Source organism: Runella sp. (genome assembly GCF_965279615.1).
In the GTDB taxonomy this organism is placed as follows: Bacteria; Bacteroidota; Bacteroidia; order Cytophagales; family Spirosomataceae; genus Runella.
Map to the genome: position 1 here is coordinate 5378622 of NZ_OZ257252.1, position 19805 is coordinate 5398426.

16 protein-coding genes are annotated in these 19805 nt (G+C 40.7%); 6 read left to right on the plus strand and 10 right to left on the minus strand.

Annotated elements, in window-relative coordinates:
• Positions 1-10 precede the first annotated feature (10 nt).
• Positions 11-715, minus strand: a complete 705-nt coding sequence (locus ACQY73_RS22645) for a response regulator transcription factor (protein ID WP_428655270.1) — start codon at positions 713-715, stop codon at positions 11-13.
• 20 nt (positions 716-735) lie between these two features.
• Positions 736-2520: a sensor histidine kinase gene (locus tag ACQY73_RS22650; RefSeq protein ID WP_428655273.1), complete on the minus strand. Its 1785-nt coding sequence runs from the start codon at positions 2518-2520 to the stop codon at positions 736-738.
• A gap of 194 nt (positions 2521-2714) precedes the next feature.
• Here ACQY73_RS22650 and ACQY73_RS22655 point away from each other — a divergent pair, with 194 nt between their 5' ends.
• Positions 2715-3593, plus strand: coding sequence for a T9SS type A sorting domain-containing protein (locus tag ACQY73_RS22655; protein ID WP_428655275.1), 879 nt, complete (start codon positions 2715-2717; stop codon positions 3591-3593).
• A gap of 9 nt (positions 3594-3602) precedes the next feature.
• On the opposite strand, the gene ACQY73_RS22660 is transcribed toward ACQY73_RS22655, so the two are convergent.
• From ACQY73_RS22660 to ACQY73_RS22695, 8 genes are all read right to left on the minus strand, one after another.
• Positions 3603-4433: a tetratricopeptide repeat protein gene (locus tag ACQY73_RS22660; protein ID WP_428655277.1), complete on the minus strand. Its 831-nt coding sequence runs from the start codon at positions 4431-4433 to the stop codon at positions 3603-3605.
• A complete protein-coding gene (locus ACQY73_RS22665; RefSeq protein WP_428655279.1) occupies positions 4405-4890 on the minus strand; it encodes a hypothetical protein in 486 nt (161 codons plus the stop codon). The genes ACQY73_RS22660 and ACQY73_RS22665 overlap by 29 nt, the downstream gene beginning before the upstream one ends.
• Before the next feature lie 18 nt (positions 4891-4908).
• Positions 4909-6198 (minus strand): HlyD family secretion protein, encoded by a 1290-nt coding sequence (locus tag ACQY73_RS22670; protein WP_428655281.1) that lies wholly within the window; start codon positions 6196-6198, stop codon positions 4909-4911.
• Positions 6198-8405, minus strand: a complete 2208-nt coding sequence (locus tag ACQY73_RS22675) for a peptidase domain-containing ABC transporter (protein WP_428655283.1) — start codon at positions 8403-8405, stop codon at positions 6198-6200. The genes ACQY73_RS22670 and ACQY73_RS22675 overlap by 1 nt, the downstream gene beginning before the upstream one ends.
• Before the next feature lie 10 nt (positions 8406-8415).
• Positions 8416-9906 carry an MBL fold metallo-hydrolase gene (locus tag ACQY73_RS22680; RefSeq protein WP_428655285.1) on the minus strand — a complete coding sequence of 497 codons (1491 nt, stop codon included), beginning with the start codon at positions 9904-9906 and terminating at the stop codon, positions 8416-8418.
• Positions 9903-11216 (minus strand): hypothetical protein, encoded by a 1314-nt coding sequence (locus ACQY73_RS22685; protein WP_428655287.1) that lies wholly within the window; start codon positions 11214-11216, stop codon positions 9903-9905. The genes ACQY73_RS22680 and ACQY73_RS22685 overlap by 4 nt, the downstream gene beginning before the upstream one ends.
• Positions 11217-11400: 184 nt before the next feature.
• Positions 11401-11661: a CPBP family glutamic-type intramembrane protease gene (locus ACQY73_RS22690; protein WP_428655290.1), complete on the minus strand. Its 261-nt coding sequence runs from the start codon at positions 11659-11661 to the stop codon at positions 11401-11403.
• Positions 11662-12319: 658 nt separating this feature from the next.
• The gene (locus ACQY73_RS22695) at positions 12320-12508 is read right to left on the minus strand and encodes a hypothetical protein (RefSeq protein ID WP_428655292.1); all 189 of its coding nucleotides are present in this window, start codon (positions 12506-12508) and stop codon (positions 12320-12322) included.
• Between the two features lie 226 nt (positions 12509-12734).
• Here ACQY73_RS22695 and ACQY73_RS22700 point away from each other — a divergent pair, with 226 nt between their 5' ends.
• From ACQY73_RS22700 to ACQY73_RS22720, 5 genes are all read left to right on the plus strand, one after another.
• Positions 12735-13079, plus strand: coding sequence for a helix-turn-helix domain-containing protein (locus tag ACQY73_RS22700; protein ID WP_428655294.1), 345 nt, complete (start codon positions 12735-12737; stop codon positions 13077-13079).
• 206 nt (positions 13080-13285) lie between these two features.
• A complete protein-coding gene (locus ACQY73_RS22705; RefSeq protein WP_428655296.1) occupies positions 13286-13855 on the plus strand; it encodes an adenylate kinase in 570 nt (189 codons plus the stop codon).
• A gap of 210 nt (positions 13856-14065) precedes the next feature.
• Positions 14066-15058: a GTPase ObgE gene (obgE, locus tag ACQY73_RS22710; protein ID WP_428655298.1), complete on the plus strand. Its 993-nt coding sequence runs from the start codon at positions 14066-14068 to the stop codon at positions 15056-15058.
• Between the two features lie 126 nt (positions 15059-15184).
• Positions 15185-19012 (plus strand): sialate O-acetylesterase, encoded by a 3828-nt coding sequence (locus ACQY73_RS22715; protein ID WP_428655300.1) that lies wholly within the window; start codon positions 15185-15187, stop codon positions 19010-19012.
• Complete coding sequence (locus ACQY73_RS22720) at positions 19012-19770, plus strand: shikimate dehydrogenase family protein (protein ID WP_428655302.1); 759 nt, start codon at positions 19012-19014, stop codon at positions 19768-19770. The genes ACQY73_RS22715 and ACQY73_RS22720 overlap by 1 nt, the downstream gene beginning before the upstream one ends.
• Positions 19771-19805 lie beyond the last annotated feature (35 nt).

A 19805-nucleotide genomic window follows, 5' to 3' on the forward strand; every position in this document is an offset into this window, starting at 1 on the left:
GCGGCAAATTCTATTCATCCACCAATAGCTTAAAACCTTCGCCGTGCAGATTCATGATCTGCAGCGAAGCATCGTCTTTCAGGTGCTTGCGCAATTTGGTGATGTATACATCCATGCTGCGGGCGTTGAAGTAAGAATCGTCTCCCCAAATGAGCTTGAGCGCAAAACTTCGATTGATGGGCTGATTTCGATTTTCGCAGAACAGTTTGAGCAGAGCCGCTTCTTTGCTCGTCAGTTTTTGCGGAGTTCCGTTTATCGTAAGGAGCTGGTGGTCAAAATCAAACGTGTATTTACCCAGTTGAAATGCACTTTGCTGAGACTCATAGGCCGGTGATGTTTTCTGATAACGTCGCAACACCGCCTGTATTCGAAGCAGCAACTCTTCCATGCTGAAGGGTTTGGTAATGTAATCGTCAGCTCCGGCTTTAAAACCCTGAATCGTGTCCTCTTTCATGCTTTTGGCCGTCAGAAAGATAATCGGCACTTCTTTGTCGGTGAGACGAATTTCTTTCGCCAATGAGAAACCATCTTTTTTGGGCATCATCACATCCAATAAACACAGATCAAAAGAGCCTTCCAGAAACCGTTTCAAGCCCGCGTTGCCATCAACGGCCAGATCTGTCTTGTAACCTTTATTGGTGAGGTATTCCTGTAACAATTGCCCCAAATTAGGGTCATCTTCAGTCAGGAGAATTTTAGTTGGACTGGTGGACATGACTGTTTTTATTGAAGGGTTTATGCATTTTGGAATGTGTGTGGCAACTGAATGGTAAATGTACTTCCTTCGCCGAGTTTGCTTTTTACTTCGATACTGCCGCCGTGCGCTTCTACCATTTTTTTGACATAACTCAGCCCTAAACCAAAGCCCTTTACGTCGTGAACATTGCCCGTAGGTACGCGGTAAAAAGGCTCGAATATCTTGGTTTGTTGCTCTTTACTCATGCCTAAACCGCGATCACTTACGCGGATATATACGTTTGTATCGTCGCTTTCGGTACTGACCGTAATGTGCGGTGGCGCATCGGGTGAATATTTGTTGGCGTTATCGATCAAATTGGTCAGAATATTGGTCAAGTGAAGTTCGTCGGCCTGAACCATCTCCTGTTCAGCTTCAAAACTCAGATCAACTTCTCCCTGTCGCTGTTCCAGTTGTACGCTGAGATTGTTCAACACTTTTTCAATTACATCATGGATATTAAGTGCCGTAGGCCGCAATTTGATCTCGCCCCTATCCAGTAACGCCATTTGCAGTACTTTTTCAACATGTCCGCCCAACCGTTGAACTTCATCCTGAATGATTCCTAAATATCGTTTGACCTTGACAGGTTGTCCCTGCGTTTCGACTTGCTCACGCGCCATGCCCACAGCCAATGAAATGGTTGAGATCGGCGTTTTGAACTCGTGCGTCATGTTGTTGATAAAATCATTTTTGACGTCCGAGAGTTTTTTCTGTTTTAAAATGGTAGCAACCGCTACGTAAAAACAGCCCAGAATTACGAGTAATAACAAAGCGGAACTTACCAACGTAAATCCCATATTTTCGAGAATAAAAGCTTGCCTGTCCGGAAAGTAAACCAACAACTGACTGGGAAAGGTATTGATCTCGTTGGGGAACAAACTTGCCTTAAACAATTCTGAATCAGCACTGTCGGGGCGGTAAGAAGCGGTCGAAAATATAATATTCTGACGAACATCATTCTGAATGGCAAACTCATACGTAATGCCAATGCCGCGTTCCTGCAATGATTTTCGTAAAAGTGAATCAAGCATCAGTCGATTAACACGCTGCTCCACAGGACGTTTGCTGAAAAGCAGGTCTTTAAAGACATCTCTCAACAGATCAGATTGCGAGGCCGAAGCTACTTTGAGCAGTTTTTCTTTGGTTTTGGAATGATCTGGCAGAATGGCTTGCGAGGTATTTTCCGGATGTTGACGAGCCTTGTGAACGGAAGACCGAACGGTCATTAATACTGATCCATTAGACGAACTGTCGGTTGGCCATAAAGCGCGATCCATTTGCTCAAACCATGCATCAAAGATTCGCTCCTGCTCGGCATGAATACGCAAAAAACGTTCAATATGAGGTAATTCGCTATTACGTTGCCGTAAAAATTCAGTGATGAGGTTGGCCTGAAAATCCGTCATGGAACGATTGCGTGGCGTAAGCGCATCAGTAGGATTGGAGCCGGTCAATTTATCATTGCGGTTGGAAGCGGCCGCGTACTCTTCCGGCAATGAATGCTTCGGCGATTGCGTAGATTTAGCCAGGCGATTTTTATTCAACGCTTCCAGTTTACGCTGTTGTTGCTCGATCTGTTCGCGTTGACGAATCAGGTAAATAATTTCCTGTTTTTCCAATTTACGTACCACATCCTGCAACGCATCCGACACTTTCAGGTCAAATTGCTCATTGCGTAAAGCCAATGCACTCGTGATCCAATGCCATTGAAATCCCACCAATCCCAGGGTTGCGAGGCCCATGAGTGTGATCAATAACCGTATTTTTTGCTTCGTCATCATTTTTTTTCAACTTCATGCAACGTTCATTCATCAAAACGTGACTTTCTGTTTGTTATGCTGAAAGCATCCTCGAAAACATTCGCACTGAATCATCAAAATAACGTAATTCAACCACCCTTTAACACAATTTAAGAAAATTTAACAACACTGCTTTTTAAAATTTAAACACTTTTGAGCCTTTAAACAACAAACGCATGAAAACAACATTTGCTCTTATTGCATTGGTCGCCGGGCTGGGAGTAGCCACGACTGCTATGTCGCAGGATGAAAAGAAAGAAGCCAACGATTCGGCGAAAGATAAAGTCACCGTTCGTGTGCGCATGAGTGAGGAAAAAGATGGCAAAACCGAGATCGTTGAGCGTTCTTATACGTACAATAAACTTTCGGATGCCGAGCGGGAGGCTAAAATCAAGGCCATTGTTGACTCATTGAAAGGACAGAGCAAAGACGCGACCAATCGTCGATTGAGCGTAGAGATCGAAGAAGGCGAAACCCATCGTTTTGATCGAGGAGGCCGTTGGAATGACGAAGAGCGTATCGTACGTAAACAAAAAGACGAACAAGAACGCGTAAAAAACTACAAGTCTAAACCGAAAGACCGCTATGTAGAGCGTTGGGACAACGATGACAACCATAATTTTAATTTCAATGAAGACGCATTTGCCGACCGCATGAAGCGCGTCGAAAAAAGAATTGAGCCTCAGATGCGGAAATTTGAACGGAATATGGAAAACTGGAGCCGTGATTTTGAGCCTAAATTCCGTGAATTCTGGAACAGCGACATCAACATCAGCGGCATGAGCGGTAAACCTGCTTCCATTCGCGGTTTGGAAGCATATCCCAACAATCCCGATAAAAATGAGCTTAACCTTCGCTTCTATGCGCCCAACAAAGGCGATGTAACCATCACTGTTACCGATACCAAAGGAAAGCAAATCACGAAGAAAGAAGTGAAAGATTTCTCAGGCGATTATGTAGGACAACTTGAACTGGGTAAAAATGTGAAAGGAACTTATTTTATCAACGTTGTTCAAAATGAAGATGGTGCCGTGAAACGTATTGTGATTGAGTAGAGGAAATCATTAGTTGTTTTTCAGTTCTTCAAGAACTTCATATAATGTAATTTGATGAGGATAATAAGCGTAGGCTTCATTATCCTCATTTTGTTTATAACCGTCTTCAAATGCTTTTTTTGCGAACTCTAAGTGAGGTTTATATACTTTTCCTTCAACTTTGTAAACCATTGCCAGATAAAAATGGGCGTCCGGAAGCTGTGAAAATTGACTCAAACATTTTTTGAGATAAGCTTCTGCTTTTTTGTACTGTTTCATTTCGTAATAGACAATGCCACAATAAAGCAAGGTATTGTAATGGACGTTTTTAGCGGTATCTCCCTTCGTTTGAATCTGAATATCTTCCAACAGGTTTCGTTCTGCTTTTTTGAAATTTTTCAGTTCTAAAAAACAAAGCCCTTTATAAAAACAATAAGAATGATCCATAACGAAGCTATTGGGCACTATCTTTTGAGCTAAATCAAAATCTGCAATTGCTCCTTCGTAATCTTTAGAAAAAATACATTTTAAAAAAGCCCGATAACCTATCCACCGGACCGGGTCATATTCCACGGCTTTATCTTCCAGAGGGAAGGCTCTACCAAAATCTCCACTTTTAATATAAGGCAATGCTTTTTGTTGATAGGCCCTTGCTATAGTGGGACAAATGGCAATCAAGCTATCAAGATAAACGTGCCATTTGGGGTTGTTGTAACTAAAAGTAGCTGCGCCATTGTCAATATAATGCGTAATGAGGCTATCCTGAACCTGTTTGGATGAACAATCAATTTTGGAAGGTTGGCCTAAGCAATAAAATGCAAAGCAAAAACCACTAAGGAATAATAGCAACGATTTGGCCATGATGGATTTTATAAGAGATGAATGCTGTGTACGAAAAAGGAATCGTATTTTTATATTTGACTCGTTTCCAGTCTTTTAATGACTTTGTAAATTCATACAAACTTTGAACAACCTCTTCTTTAAACTTCTTGGGTTTATATTTCTCATCAATTTGCATCAATTTTACATAACTCATCTCACCTTCACAATTGACTCTAAATTGGAAAGTAACATAACCGCTTCCCGCCAATTTTGTATTTTTTTGATTCAAAAATGCAATCGCATTCTTTTGAATTGTCGTTGAACTTTGAGGGTATTTTGCGTCAAAACTGTAATAGTAGGCTTCTCCCTTCATATCAAAACAGTTTTTTCTAAGATTCAATGTTGTGTCCATGTACTCTCCGTCGGGACGAACAAAGATTTGGGCTTGGGCTGTAAAGGCGGAAAGCAGCAGAAGAAGTAAAATATATCTATTCATATCATGATTTTTAGGCTATTACTGATTTAAAACGCGTTTTACTTGATAAAACACTCGCTCAATGAGGCGTAAATCTTCGGTAATAATTTCGGCGGATGCAATCATTCCCGTTTTATAAATAAGTTGTTTTTTTATGCCGGTTTTTAAGCCATTCGGAAGAATAACTGTCGCCAAAAAAAATTGATTGTCGGGCGTAGGTACTTGGGAGATAGTAGCATTTTGTCCTTCTACTGCCCCAAACTTTTCAAACGGATACCCTTGAAATTTGATTAGAACGCGTTGTCCTTTTTTTACTTTTCCAAAATTAACTTGAGGTATGTTTATTTCTCCAAAATAATGGCCACGAGTTCCACCCACGTACATAATTTCTGTCCCCGCTCGTAGCGATTGATTTTCTTGCAGGGTCATTGAAAAATTTGTTTTTCCATCCGTAGGAGCGCGTAAAATAAAACGTCTTTGCCAATTTTCCAGTTCGCTTCTCAACGTATTCAACGCCTGAGTAAACTGCGCTTTTTGCTCAATTGCCTGACGCTCAAGCTCCATCAATTCTCTTTGTTTTTGGGTTTGAGCAGTTATATTATTGGTGATTGCCATTTCCAACTGTCTGACAGGCAATTGCTTATTTATGTATTTGCTTTCTTCCCGTTGGTATTCTAAAGGAGAGATTACTCTTTCTTTGTAGAGTTTTACATTGATTTCAAATTCTTTTTTTGCCAACTCTGCGTCACGTTTATGCAGTTCTAATTGGCCTAAAAGTTGTGTTTTATTTTGTTGTAAATCGTCAAATTCTGCTTTTAGGTAACTTTTACGTTTGTTGTAATATTCGTTGGCAAACAATGCCAACGTTTGCGTATAAGATTGCATGAAACTTTGATAGGTAGTTTGTAACTCTCCTAACTTTTGAAACCGATTGGCCGGAAATTTATCAAGTTGTTCAAAATTACCTGCTTCAATAACCGCTTGAAGCGTTTTTAACTCTTTTTGTAGAGATAAAACTTCTGAATGAGCTGCGGTAGCTTCTATAAACCCTAAAATATGGTTTTGCTCAACAGTTTGATTGTCAGCTACGAACAGCTTAATCAATCGACCGTCAGCACGTACTAAAACAGGCTTTGGGGCATTGTCGGAAGTGAGTCTGAAAGCCGCCATAACGATAGTAGGGTAATGAACAAACCAACTGATAGCCCCAAGCGACAACAATACAAAGAAAATGACGGTAATTCCCCAACGCAAAATCCAGGCAGGAATCTGCTCCATGTAGTCGCGGATAGCTTCACTACTCACTTCTAATTCCTCGATTTTCGCCATTAGTTCCCCAATTCTAACTGATTTTTGACCAATGAATAATAGTAGCGGCGTTGAGAAACCAATTCGGTATGAGTTCCGCTTTCTACTATTTCGCCTTGATTCAGTACGATAATTTGGTCAGCATTTTTGACCGTACTTAATCGGTGAGCCACTACTACAACTGTTCTGTTTTTAAAAAAGCCTTCTAAATTTTTCATAATGACGGCTTCATTATTAGCATCTAAGGCGCTCGTGGCTTCGTCAAAAAATAAGAATTCAGGATTTTTATAAACAGCACGGGCAATGAAAATTCGTTGCCGTTGGCCGCCACTGATTCCCATTCCACTGGCCCCAATTCGGGTATTAAAACCATTGGGCAATTCTTCCACAAAAGACTCAATATTGGCGATTCCAACCGCTTCCTGAAGTTTTGAGCGATTTACCAAACCATTAGGGTCAGATTCACTGATATTTCGGGCAATAGAATCAGCAAAAACATAGCCATCTTGCATCACAACCCCGCATTGACTTCGCCAAAAGTTATAACTCAAATTTTTGAGGTTCATTTTTCCAATACTGATTTGGCCATTCGTAGGCTCATAAAACTTCAAAAGCAGTTTCAACAAGGTAGTTTTGCCGCTTCCACTCGCTCCTACAATCGCGGTTACTTTTCCTTCGGGTATGGTAAGACTGATATTTTTTAATACCAATTCCGAACTGCTGCTTCCGTACCGAAAATCCAGATTTTGAACTTGAATGGTTTTGTGAGCGGGTAGTTCATTAACGAGTTGAGCATCAATCAGTTCTTCGTTGGGTTTGTTATGAATTTCAGAAAGTCGCTCAATGCTGATTTTGGCATCTTGGTAACTGCGCACAAAGGCGATAAAATTGTTGAGAGGAACATTCATTTGTCCTACAATGTACTGCACCGACAGCATTCCTCCCAATGAAATTTGTCCATCGATTACGGCTTTGGCTGCAATAAAACTGATGAACATATTCTTGAGTTCGTTGATAAAACGTCCTCCTTCATTTTGGGCTTGAGAGAGGGTCAAACTCTTGATATTGAGCCGAAACAAACGGGTTTGGATGGCTTCCCATTCCCAACGGCGGCGTTTTTCAGAGCCGTTGAGTTTGATTTCCTGCATTCCGTTTATCAACTGAATCGTACTGCTCTGATTGCCGGAAGCTTGGTCGAAATAGCGATAATCTATTTCGGCCCGACGTTTGAGAAATAAAAAAATCCAAGCTACATATAAACTTGCTCCGAGCAGAAAAACCCAGAAAAGTTGGGCATTGAAATAGAACAAAATGCCGCCAAAAATGAGAAACGTCACGGTCGAAAAAAGTACATCTAAGGTAGTGGCCGAAAGAAATCCCTGCACTCGACTGTGATCTTGAATACGTTGCATAATATCGCCTGTACTCTTGCTATCAAAAAAGGCAATCGGCAAATTCATCAACTTCATCAGAAAATCGGATAACATACGGAGATTGATGCGGCTCGTGACGTGCATTACAATCCAACTCCGTATCACGTTTACGCTTGATTGCGAGATGAATAGCACCATCTGCGCGAGCAAAATCAAATAAACAAAGTTAAGATTGCGCGTATTGATCCCGGTATCAACCACTTGTTGCGTCAGAAAAGGAAAAATCAATTGCAAGCCTGTAACTACCGTAAGACCTAAGAAAACCTGAAATCCATAAGCACGATACGGCCGAAAATACTTACCCAAGAATCCCCAAAAAGATCTTTTAGGAGACGATGATTCCTTTTCCTGCTCAAAAAATAAGGGGGTAGTTTCAAATAATAACAGCACTCCTTCTGCATCTTCCTGAGTGGCTTTGTTGGGTATCCAGCCTTTTAGGAAATCCTGTTTGGTATAAGTGATAAGTTGGTAGGCGGGGTCTCCCACCACTACTTTTTCGGGTGTGGCTTCATAGACCACTACATAATGCCGCTGCCGCCAATGAGCAATGCACGGTAACGGGATTTGGGAAGATAAATCGGCATAGGTGACATTGAGTGCTAAGGTACTAAATCCAATTTTTTCGGCAGCATCGGCCAGTCCTCCCATAGTAGTGCCGTCACCGGCTAAGTTGGATATGTCACGCAGGTGAGCTGCCTCAAACGAGCGGCCATGGTACTTGCTAATCATCCGTAAGCACGTAGGGCCGCAGTCATGAGTGTCTAATTGTTTATAGAAGGGGTATTTTTTGGCCATACTACGTGTACTATTTCATCGCCGTTGCTTTCTTTAATTCCTCTACCTTACCAAACGGAGCTTGCCCTTGCAACGGCCACGAAGTATAGATTTTGTCAACGGTCAATTTTTGGCTCTGAATCAAATCATAAACTGATTTTCCGCGATTTCCTGCGGGATAGATTTTCTCATCCGCGCGAAAAAAAAGCAAATCGCCCGACCATATTATTTTTTGTTGAGGAAAATAATAGACTAAATGCTCGTTGGAGTGAGTTGTAGCTTTGCCAATTTCGTAGGCTATAACTTCCATTTGCTCATCTTTGTAGGCTTTTTGCCCTTCCAACGGTACAAAATCCATTTTCAATTTCAACCCTTCATTTTTAGAAGGTACGTTGCCCAGTGTATGCGTTGCAGTAAGCAGTTTCTTGAAATAAGCTTCGTTGCCGGGTGTAGTCACAAGTGTGACGGGCAGCAAAGCATAAGCGCGAATTCCTCCTGCGTGGTCGGGGTGGTGATGCGTTACAAATACGTAGCGTAGTGGCTTTGGTGCGTATCGTTTCTGAATTTCTGCCAAAATTTGCTGATTGAGCCTCAAACCCGAAGGGCTTTCAAACAGCGCGATATAATCTTTAAATTGTGCCGCCAGTACTTTGTTGTTTTGAGAAACGATTTTAATCAAATCAAGATTCGCTCCTATATTCTCAAAGGTTAAATTGTCTTCCTGTGGTGTTACACCCGGAAGTTTATCTCGAAAGGTTTTAGACAACCAAAGCAATCTGAAATCAGTGGTATCGGGTTTTGTATCAAACCGTAAATCACTATACGTTAGCTCTCGCTCTACTAACCCATATTCTATATCGACTCGGTTTTTAGGAAATTGAACACCGTTTTGCAGTTCATAATTTTTGTATTCTGTCGTAAAAACTGCGTCGCCGTAGCGGTCGTTATAGGTTAGTTTTTCAACTTTATCTATCAAATACGTTTTCCTGTTAATATAAAGCGTTACAGCATCGTTGGCTTTATAACTGAACGACAGCCACTCATGCGTTTTATCATTGCCAAGATACCGAAGCGATTGACGATTTTCAAAAGCAAACTCTAACAATTTGACAGGCAACGTTTTGGCCGTTTCAAAATTAAATTCCTGCGCATTAGTAGAAGCTATAATCCGACGGTCGTAATACCCGATTTGATAGAGAGAATCTGCTTTTTTAATAGCTGAACGAACGTAATTATTCCCATTGTTTTGAATCGCGCTTCGCAGATAATTTACCTGTTCGTTTCTAAAATACGCATACGTTTCTTCTACGGGTATATCGCGGGTTTTTTCGGGGGTTTCGTAATGACCTAAGTTATGAACCGTTCCTTTGGCCGTAAGGGTGATGCTGTTGGGGGCATCTTTACCCGTAGCTCCAATGGCTTTATCCAAAATTGCCAAGGCTTTTTGATAATTGGATAGGGTTTGGGCATTTGATGAAAATACCAATGAGATAAGCCCCAAACTTAGAATATATGATTTCATGCGGATACAGTTTTTTGAATAGGATTTAACTCTTTAAACAAATCATATTGAAACATATAGGGCTGATTGCGATAATCTAACTTTGTTAACCTTGCCTCATATTTTTCAGCAATGTATTTGAACCCTTTAGCAAACTGTTTCCAATAATCCATCCCTGCCTCGGTCAAAATAGAAGCAGAATGAATGAATTGAAGGTCATAGCCAAATTTATTAACATAAAAACCCATTCTGCCCAAGGCTTCATGACGTAAATCTTCATTAAATACACCTTCTAAATCAAGAACTTTGTCCAATGAATGCAGAATAGTAGTATAAGTAAACAGGCCGTGAAATGCCCCATAAGCTCCACGTGTTTCTCCCGGCCAGTCTGTATAGCCCTGCATCGGATGGGCTTTGGGGGCGCTCAAAAATTGGTCAGTTTGTAGCGTAAGTGCGTTGAAGATTATATGACCACATTGGTGAGCGATGTCGTCAATAAAAAATACAGGGGTTTGGCGTTTGTTTTCGACATTAAAATAGGCTGTACCGTGCTGCATGATGCCCGCAAAGGAATTGTAACTTGGACTACTGAATACAACAAATTCGCTCGTAACCCGCTCTATTACATTCCAAAAATCCGGTAAATGGGTTTGAAAAAAGTGGATAGCGGCAAATAAATTGTCTTTGTTTTTCTCAAGGCTTTCCTGTATCGGCTCGTCAAAAATCACACCTGCTTCGTAAGCCAGTAAATCCGAGTGATGTAAACACAGGCGAACGGAAGTGTTTGTCGCATACTCATTTTCCAGGATAACATCCTTTATTTTTGCTGTTTCTATTTGTAACTGTCCATACGGTTGAACACGCAAATAGCCCCAATTAGGCAAGTTAATGATTCCAAATATATCCGCTTTAAGGGTAACAGTAAGCGGCCTGTTTTTTTGCTCTATATACCCCAATACACTTTGCTCCAGAGAGATTTTGTTTTCTTTACTTATATCCGACAAAAAATAACAAAACAAAGTAGGTTCCCAAAATGTGGTATCATCATAATAATTCAATTTCTCAAACAATTCGGTGTTTTCTTGATATAAAGCCATGCGAATAGTGTCGGAGAGCGAAGCTTGATTTATTGTAAGTAATTTAAAATCAAGTATAAAATGCAATATTCTCATAGTGTATTCTCTTTGCCAAATTTGGTTTTTATCCATTGCCAAAATTTCATATTCATACTTTTTCTTCATCCCTTTACAATTTACCACAAACCGCACCGTAAGAAATCTTTCTGTATTACTTTTAGAGTTGCCTATGGCTCGATTTACTTCTATTGCCAATGTCTCTGACGAAATTTTATATTTGTCCTTAAATCCAAAGTAATAATATATCCAATTACGTAAATTACATTTTGTAAGAATTTTTCTTGACTACAAGATTGAATAGGAATAAATATAATACTCAATCAAAATATAATTTACTTTTGGAATCATGGTATTACAATTTGCTTTATTCGTAAAAAACTTAACTATATTTTAATGCTATTAATATTAAATTATGAAACGAATGAATAAGTATTGAATATGCAATTCCATATTTTACCCTTAAATAGCTAAAAATAATACCGTCCACAATTTGAGGAAAAATTAGCATAGGGCTAATTAATATAATATTATCAGAAAATTTATAATTAGATAAGTGAATCAATCCAAAACATAAAATAAGAATATATATAATAAATTTATAATTTTTAAAATAAATTATTTCAAGATATTCATTAAACACTTTTAGATTATTTAAAAAAACAATACAACCAACATAATAAACAAATGTAGTCCTAATATTTTAATTATAAATGCATCTCCGTTTAAGAAAAATGGATATATGTATGCTATAGTTTTAGATAATAAAATTGAAAAAAAAGTAGAAATATTAACAAGTGAATAATTTAGAATTAGCCGAAATGTTATCTCCTCAACAATAGGCCCTAATATCCCAGCAAAAAATAATACGTATAAAATTTTTTTTTCGTAAAGTAAATTTACTGTATTGTTTTTTGGTGAAGGGATATCAAAATAATAGAATATAAATTGAGAAAAAATAGTAATAATAATTAAGCAAGTGAAAGAAACAGTTAGGAGTAAAAAAAAATCAGAGAAAAAAGTAGAAAATCTTAATTTTTCGTATTTTATTTCGCCATTTATCAAAAAATTCGCAATGCTTCTTAATAGATACTTCATTAAAATGGAAGAATTAGTAATTATGTTTAATTATTAACGTATTACTATCAACTTTTTAAAATATTAATATTTTTACATGCTTTAAATAAGCCGAATTTTAAAATTATAACTTATTCAAAGCATGATTTTAATACATATTCAAGAAGAAAATGTGCTCTATTTGCAAGTTAGTAATAAAAGCAATTCAAATATGCTTGTAATTATTAATGCAAATATAAATCTAAATTTTCCCGAAAAGTATCTAAACAACGTTCCCAAAAACTTTTTGGAGGAGGAGGAGGTGTACATGAACCATTATGACACTCCGCTGTATTCCCACCTTTAATAGCCTCTAAATTTTCTACTACATTTCCTGACTGCGCCTTCAATTCGGCTAATGATAATCTTTTCATGTTGTTTGGATGCCAAAGGAGATAGTTGTAGCAATATTGCCGATGTAGCCTTTGGCAATCCAAAAAAATAAGTAAAAAATCAGGTAAAAAAACAATAATTTAATAACAATAATTAAGTTTTTGTTTTTCATTACCGGTAAAAAATAATATGGAATTTGTATTTTTTACTTGTGACTTTTTATGCCGGTTAACGTCCTATGAACTCAGCCAATAAATAGATGCTCCTATGACTATCGGTACGCTACTCCGCAAAAACCGTAATCGTTGTAAACTCTCAGGCACTGAAGTTGCCGATGAATTAGGCGTGACGCAAGGCACTTATCACAATTGGGAGAGCGATAAAACCGGCCTTCCTGCCAAGTATTTAGTCCCTTTGGCTAAAATTTTCAATGTAGAAGTAATCGAACTTTTGCCCGAAGAATTTCCTCCTTTAACGGTCCCCAATCAGGCGGACAATCAAGAACAAACAGAAGTTTCGAGGGCTTCCTCACCAAAAGGCCCTATTGTTGATAAACTGACAGAACTGATAGATTTACAAAAAGAAGCAATCCGCCTTTTAAAAAAAGAATAACAGGAACTTAAAGCTACATTGTGACGGGGTATCTAATATGAAAATCACATGGCCAACAAGAGAAAATAGGATAAACTACCTCATTTTAGCAAAATCCTTTTTTAATTTGTGCCCGAAAACCGTTGAGTAGTGTGATGAAATTGTAAATTTGCGCATTCAAACCTCAAAACATAGCACTACCTCCACCAAAACGCCCTTTCAGTCAGATGCTTAATATTGTACTTTTTGGCCCTCCGGGTGCGGGCAAAGGCACCCAAGCTGCAAAACTTATCGAAAAATATCAATTGGTCCATATTTCCACCGGTGATTTGTTTCGGATGCACATCAAAGAACAAACCGAGTTGGGGAAACGCGTAAAAGACCTGCTTGACAACGGGATTTTGGTACCTGATTCAGTTACGATTGATATGTTGGAAGAAGAGGTTCAAAAAAATCCTGACGCAAAGGGCATTATTTTTGATGGATTTCCCCGTACGGTGCCGCAAGCCGAAGCGTTGGATGCATTTTTGGCCTCTAAAAACAGCGAGATCAAAGCGGTATTACAGTTGGATGTAAACGAAGAGGAACTCAAACGCCGTATTGCCGAACGCAAAAAAGTAAGCGGGCGCGCCGATGATGATGAAGATAAATTGGTCAAAAGAATCGACGAATATTTTAATAAAACGGTACATGTATTGCCTTATTATGAAACACAGGGCAAGCTGACGGTTGTGCACGGAATTGGGCAAATTGAAGAAATTTTCGATAATTTGTGCGCCGCCATTGATACCGAATAATAATTTTAGGGGTCAAAATACATAGACTCTGCTGTTTCTTTCCCAAATTTGTAACTCGTGTGGTCTTGCCGACAGGCATTCCACACGAGTTTTTTAGTGTAAAATACTCCATCAAAGAATCATTATTGTCTGTTAGGAGTTAAGTATTAATAACTACTAATTTCACTAAAAAAGAGTTTTCCGATACCATCGGAAGATAAATACGTCAAAATGGCAAGTTCGAACTTTATAGATTACGTTAAAATTAATTGTCGCTCGGGAGCGGGAGGAGCAGGCTCACGACATTTCAGAAGAGAGAAATTTGTTGACAAAGGAGGCCCGGACGGTGGCGACGGCGGCCGGGGTGGACACGTGATCCTGAAAGCCAATTCTCAGCACTGGACACTGCTCCATTTGAAGTATAAAAGACATATAAGAGCGGAAAATGGTGAAGCAGGAAGTGGAGCCCGTTGCAACGGAAAGCAGGGAGATGACGTCATAATAGAAGTTCCACTCGGTACCATCGCAAAACACCCCGAAACCGGGGAGATTTTGGCAGAAGTAACCGAGGATGGTCAAGAGGTGATTTTGTTGAAAGGGGGTAGAGGAGGATTGGGAAACCATCATTTTAAAACCGCCACCAACCAAACGCCCGAGTACTTTCAGCCCGGAGATCCGTCGTTGGAAGAATGGATCATCTTGGAATTGAAATTATTGGCCGATGTGGGTTTGGTTGGCTTTCCGAATGCCGGAAAATCGACGTTGCTTTCAACGGTATCGGCGGCGCAACCGGAGATTGCCGATTATCCTTTTACTACGTTGGTTCCTAATTTGGGCGTGGTAGCGTATCGGAATTTCAAGTCATTTGTAATGGCAGATATTCCGGGGATCATTGAAGGAGCATCGCAGGGTAAAGGCTTGGGATTGAGGTTTTTAAGGCATATTGAACGCAATTCGATCCTGTTGTTTTTGGTCCCGGCCACCAGTGAAAATATCGGCGATGAGTACCGTACACTTTTGAATGAGTTAGAATTATATGATTCTTCTTTATTAATGAAAGATCGTTTGCTGGCCATTTCAAAAGGTGATTTGCTTGATGAAGAATTAAAAAATGATTTATTAAAAACAGTCCCTAACGATATTCCGTACGTATATATATCGTCAGTAACTCAGGAAGGGATCAGTGAATTGAAAGATTTGATTTGGAAGACCCTGAATCCTTAGGCAATCGCAACTTTACCGTTGAACAGTGCGTAATAGCAGGTGTAATTGAGATGCTCTGAAGGATTGAAATGATCAGTGATGTTGTAAGAACAGATGTAAGTATATATTCCACCTAATAATGAACAAATGAAATTGAACCGTTACCTGAAAGGCCTCCGGCAAAGCTTTGCATGTATTCTTTTTCCTTTGACGATTTTTGGACAGATAAACATCACTTTTCCCTCTAGTCGAATCGTATTTCAACGTGATAATTTTGGTAATGGAAAAATCCGTGTTACCGGCCAATACAGTAAAAGTGTTGACAGAGTAGAGGCGCGTGTGATACCAATGAATCCGGGACAGGGAGAGCAAACCGATTGGAGAGTTATTCAGGACAACCCGCAGGGCGGGTTTTACTCGGGCAGTATTACCGTTAGAGGAGGTTGGTACGAACTTCAGATCAGAGGCATTGCCAACGGAAATACTGTCAGCACTTCTGAATTGCAACGGGTGGGTGTGGGCGAAGTATTTTTGGTGGCCGGCCAATCCAATGCACAGGGCTTCTTCAACTACGGTGCTCCCGGCCCGGGAGATGACCGCGTCAATTGTGTTAATTATCGAAATATTGTCAATCAAAATAACTCTTTTCCGGCACCTGATTTTGTCAGGATGAGTGATAACGGAAGTGTAGGCCCCCGTGGGCTGTCTTCGTGGTGTTGGGGTCGTTTGGGAGATATGATTGCGAGCCGCCTGAATGTTCCTGTGCTTTTTTATAATGCAGCCTGGGAGGGTACTGCTTCCAAAAACTGGAGTGAAACCGTCGATGGTGGAACTACCAACAGTATTTATATCAATGATACTTATCCGCAGGGGCAGCCTTACGCGAATTTAAAAATGGCGCTCAATTATTACGCCAGTGTAACAGGGATCAGAGCGGTACTTTGGCATCAGGGAGAGGCTGACAACCTGCTTAATACTTCGGCGGTAACGTATCAGGCCAATCTACAGAAGATCATCGAAAAATCACGGCAACATTTTGGTAAAACAGTTGGTTGGGTGGTGGCTCGGGCTTCTTTTTATAATGCGAGAATTTACCAAGAGGTGATTAATGGTCAAAACCAAGTTGTTTTGAACGGCAATTCGGTGTTTTTTGGCCCTTCTACGGATGGTATCCAAATCCCGCGCCCTGATGGTACGCACTTCCAGAACGGAGGTTTATCCGACGCCGCCAATGCCTGGAATTCAGCCTTAGATGATAATTTCTTTAATTCATGTTTTCCCCAAGTCGGCTCTTTTCCCGATTTTTCAATTAGCTGCGCAGGAGGAAATCAGTTGAATATTAATGTACAAGGGGCTTACTCTTCTGTTCAATGGAATAATGGCGCCAATGGATCATCCGTCAATTTCGGTCCCGGCAATTATCAGGCTACCGTACGGGATTTTGCCGGTAATGTCTATTATACGCCCACCATTAATGTTCCCAATGATCTTCAAAGTGCTCCGATCAATATTAGTGTTGATGGGAAGTTACCCCTTTGTCAGGGAAGCTCAGTGGGGCTTATCTCCAGCGGGGCTACCGGCAATCAATGGAATACCGGCTCAACAAGCCAACGAATAGAAGTGTCAACGTCGGGAACCTATTCGGTATCTACCCAAAATTTATATGGTTGTAAAGGCTCGGCGAGTATCAATGTTACCTCGTTTTCTTCACCCCTTCCCGCCAAACCAACCATTGCCTCTTCGGGACCGCTTACTTTTTGTCAGGGTGGTTCGGTCAATCTTACCGCTACGTCAGCGGCTGAATACCGTTGGTCAACCGGTGACAGAGGTCAGGTTGTAACGGCTCGAAACACGGGTACATTTGAGGTGCGGGTATTGGATGATAAAGGGTGTACCTCCGAACCTACAAGTGTAACAGTACAAGTCAATGCACCTCCCGCAGCACCTACCATTAATGCCTCAGGAAATACTACTTTTTGTCAGGGCGGGCGCGTAACGTTGTCTTCAAATTATAACGACGGCAATATCTGGAGTTCAGGCCAACAATCAAAAGACATTGAAGTAACGGCGTCAGGTACTTATAATGTTCGGTTTCGGGATGCAAATGGATGTGACGGAATATCAAACAATATCACCGTAAATGTAAATCCGTTGCCTGCCGCACCTACAATTACCCCGGAACGTCCGATCGTATTTTGTGACGGTGACAGTACTGTGCTGACTTCAAGCAGCTCTGCTCAGTATAATTGGAACAATGGCGCGCGCGGTCGTCGTATCAATATTCTGAAGGCAGGAAGTTTTTCATTGACCGTTACAGATGCCAATGGCTGTACGTCTCCCGGATCGGAAGTGATTACGGTAAAAGTCAATACATTGCCGGCCGCTCCGACAATCACAACGGATCGCTCTACGACGACGATTTGTGAGAATGAAGTTATTACGCTTACTTCTTCTACCCAATCCGGCTATATTTGGAGTAATGGACAAAATACGAAAAGCGTAACGGTCAATCTTCCCGGCAGGTATTCGGCCCGGACCGTAGATGCCAATCAATGTCAATCGCCTTCTTCCAATACTATTTCGGTAACGGTGAATGCTTTGCCTGCCAAGCCGATCATTACAGCCCTTGGGCCTACCACTTTCTGCCAAGGCGGACAGGTTTCGTTGACGACCAATTACAGCTCAGGTATTGCTTGGAGTAATTTTCAAAACAGCCAAACCATTACGGCTACGACCGGAGGGAATTATAATGTGAGTTATGTGGATAACAATGGGTGCCGATCCGTTTCGGATGCCTTTCCTGTTAAAGTAAATCCACTTCCGGCAGCTCCAACGATCGTCAATGAGCGGCCTACCACTTTTTGCGAGTTTGACAATACCGTTCTAACGATCACGTCGGGAGGCAATATTTTTGAATGGAGTACCGGAGAACGGGGAAGAAGCATAAAAGTGTATAGCCCCGGCCAATTGTCAGCGACCGTTTTTGAACCTACCACGGGTTGTACTTCGCCGGCCTCAGCGCCGATAACTATTGTGGTCAATCCAAATCCCGGACGCCCTACTATTTCGGTTGGCGGGCCTACTACGATTTGTGCCGATCAAAGCCTGACGCTAACGGCTCCTGATGCCAGTGCTTATCAATGGTCAAATCAAGCCAATACAAAAAGTGTAGCTGTCAATTTTGCAGGAGATTACACACTGATCATACGAAATCAATTTGGTTGCCCTTCCCCTGCTTCTGAGCCGGTAAATGTGAAGGTTAACCAATTGCCTTCAATTCCCTCGGTTATTGCAGAAGGACGCCTTACATTTTGTGACGGCGAACAAGTCGGCCTCAGAGTTGAATCAAATTATGATGTATTATGGAACACAGGAGAGACTGTTAAGCGGATCGTTGCCACAAAATCGGGCAATTACGCGGCTCGTGTGCGCGATGAGATCGGTTGTTTATCTCCTTTTACCGGCCCGACGAGAGTAGATGTAAAGGATCTCCCGGCAACGCCTGTTGTTGAGAAAGTAGGTGCTTATACGCTTCAGGTTTCCAATCCAACGGCTTCGGCAGTATATACGTGGAAATCGGGCGCTCAAGCGCTGACCGAAACAAAATCAATCATCAGAGTGAATCAATCCGGGGCTTATACAGCGGCGGCCTCAGTACAATACTTTCCAACCTTAACCTGCGTTTCAAAAACTTCTGCGGTATTTGATTATGTATTGGAAGTGAGTAATAACGGTTTAGCCGTCTATCCTAACCCCTCGCCGGATGGGAAGGTGATCGTAGAAACGCTGGAAGTTCTCAGTAATGCTACGTTGATTGTTTATGACTTAACCGGAAAACCGGTAAAAACCATCAATGTGCCGTCTTTTAACGATCAAAAACTGTTTGACTTTACAGACTTGCCTGTCGGTATTTACATGATACAGGTTCAAAACCAAAGTTTTAAAGGAAGTAAAAAATTGATAATTGCCCAATAATGAGAGTATTTGCCTTGATCGGTTACCCCTTGACTCATTCTTTTTCCAAGAAGTATTTTACCGAAAAATTTGAAAATGAAGGGATTGAAAACAGTTGCTATGAATTATTAGAACTTCCTGATTATCAAAACTTTCCTGAGTTGATCAAGGCGCATTCTGATTTGTCGGGGCTTAATGTAACAATTCCGCACAAGCAAAATATTATTCCATTTTTGGATGAACTGGATGCGGCATCTGCGGAGCGAATCGGTGCGGTTAATACCATTAAGTTTTTGCCTGACGGAAAATTAAAGGGCTATAATACAGATTATTACGGATTTCGAATTTCCTTAGAAAAATGGCTGGCTGATTTAACTATCATCCCTTCAACATTAAAAGCGTTGGTATTGGGCAATGGCGGTGCGGCAAAAGCAGTATTGGCAACATTGAAAGATCTTCATATTGATCACAAAATTGTATCCCGTCAACCGGGGAATCATGAGGATGCCATTTCTTATGATGATTTAACAGCAGATATCATTGCTGAGCATTTGCTTATTATAAACACCTCTCCGGTAGGTACTTATCCGAAAATAGAAGAGTGCCCCGCTATTCCTTACGCATTAGTGAGCCAACAGCATTTACTCTACGACTTAGTATACAACCCTGCCGAAACGCTTTTCTTAAAAAAAGGCAAAAAGCAGGGGGCGCAAACCCACAATGGGCTGCCCATGCTTCAGTTGCAAGCCGAAAAAGCGTGGGAAATCTGGAATAGCTGAAAAACAGTTCAAGACATCAACTTACTGAAAAACGA

What these genes read in the sequence shown, in the direction of transcription:
- ACQY73_RS22645 (WP_428655270.1), bottom strand. Translation starts at nt 715, where the DNA reads ATGTCCACCAGTCCAACTAAAATTCTCCTGACTGAAGATGACCCTAAT.
- ACQY73_RS22650 (WP_428655273.1), bottom strand. Translation starts at nt 2,520, where the DNA reads ATGATGACGAAGCAAAAAATACGGTTATTGATCACACTCATGGGCCTC.
- ACQY73_RS22655 (WP_428655275.1), top strand. Translation starts at nt 2,715, where the DNA reads ATGAAAACAACATTTGCTCTTATTGCATTGGTCGCCGGGCTGGGAGTA.
- ACQY73_RS22660 (WP_428655277.1), bottom strand. Translation starts at nt 4,433, where the DNA reads ATGGCCAAATCGTTGCTATTATTCCTTAGTGGTTTTTGCTTTGCATTT.
- ACQY73_RS22665 (WP_428655279.1), bottom strand. Translation starts at nt 4,890, where the DNA reads ATGAATAGATATATTTTACTTCTTCTGCTGCTTTCCGCCTTTACAGCC.
- ACQY73_RS22670 (WP_428655281.1), bottom strand. Translation starts at nt 6,198, where the DNA reads ATGGCGAAAATCGAGGAATTAGAAGTGAGTAGTGAAGCTATCCGCGAC.
- ACQY73_RS22675 (WP_428655283.1), bottom strand. Translation starts at nt 8,405, where the DNA reads ATGGCCAAAAAATACCCCTTCTATAAACAATTAGACACTCATGACTGC.
- ACQY73_RS22680 (WP_428655285.1), bottom strand. Translation starts at nt 9,906, where the DNA reads ATGAAATCATATATTCTAAGTTTGGGGCTTATCTCATTGGTATTTTCA.
- ACQY73_RS22695 (WP_428655292.1), bottom strand. Translation starts at nt 12,508, where the DNA reads ATGAAAAGATTATCATTAGCCGAATTGAAGGCGCAGTCAGGAAATGTA.
- ACQY73_RS22700 (WP_428655294.1), top strand. Translation starts at nt 12,735, where the DNA reads ATGACTATCGGTACGCTACTCCGCAAAAACCGTAATCGTTGTAAACTC.
- ACQY73_RS22705 (WP_428655296.1), top strand. Translation starts at nt 13,286, where the DNA reads ATGCTTAATATTGTACTTTTTGGCCCTCCGGGTGCGGGCAAAGGCACC.
- obgE (WP_428655298.1), top strand. Translation starts at nt 14,066, where the DNA reads ATGGCAAGTTCGAACTTTATAGATTACGTTAAAATTAATTGTCGCTCG.
- ACQY73_RS22715 (WP_428655300.1), top strand. Translation starts at nt 15,185, where the DNA reads ATGAAATTGAACCGTTACCTGAAAGGCCTCCGGCAAAGCTTTGCATGT.
- ACQY73_RS22720 (WP_428655302.1), top strand. Translation starts at nt 19,012, where the DNA reads ATGAGAGTATTTGCCTTGATCGGTTACCCCTTGACTCATTCTTTTTCC.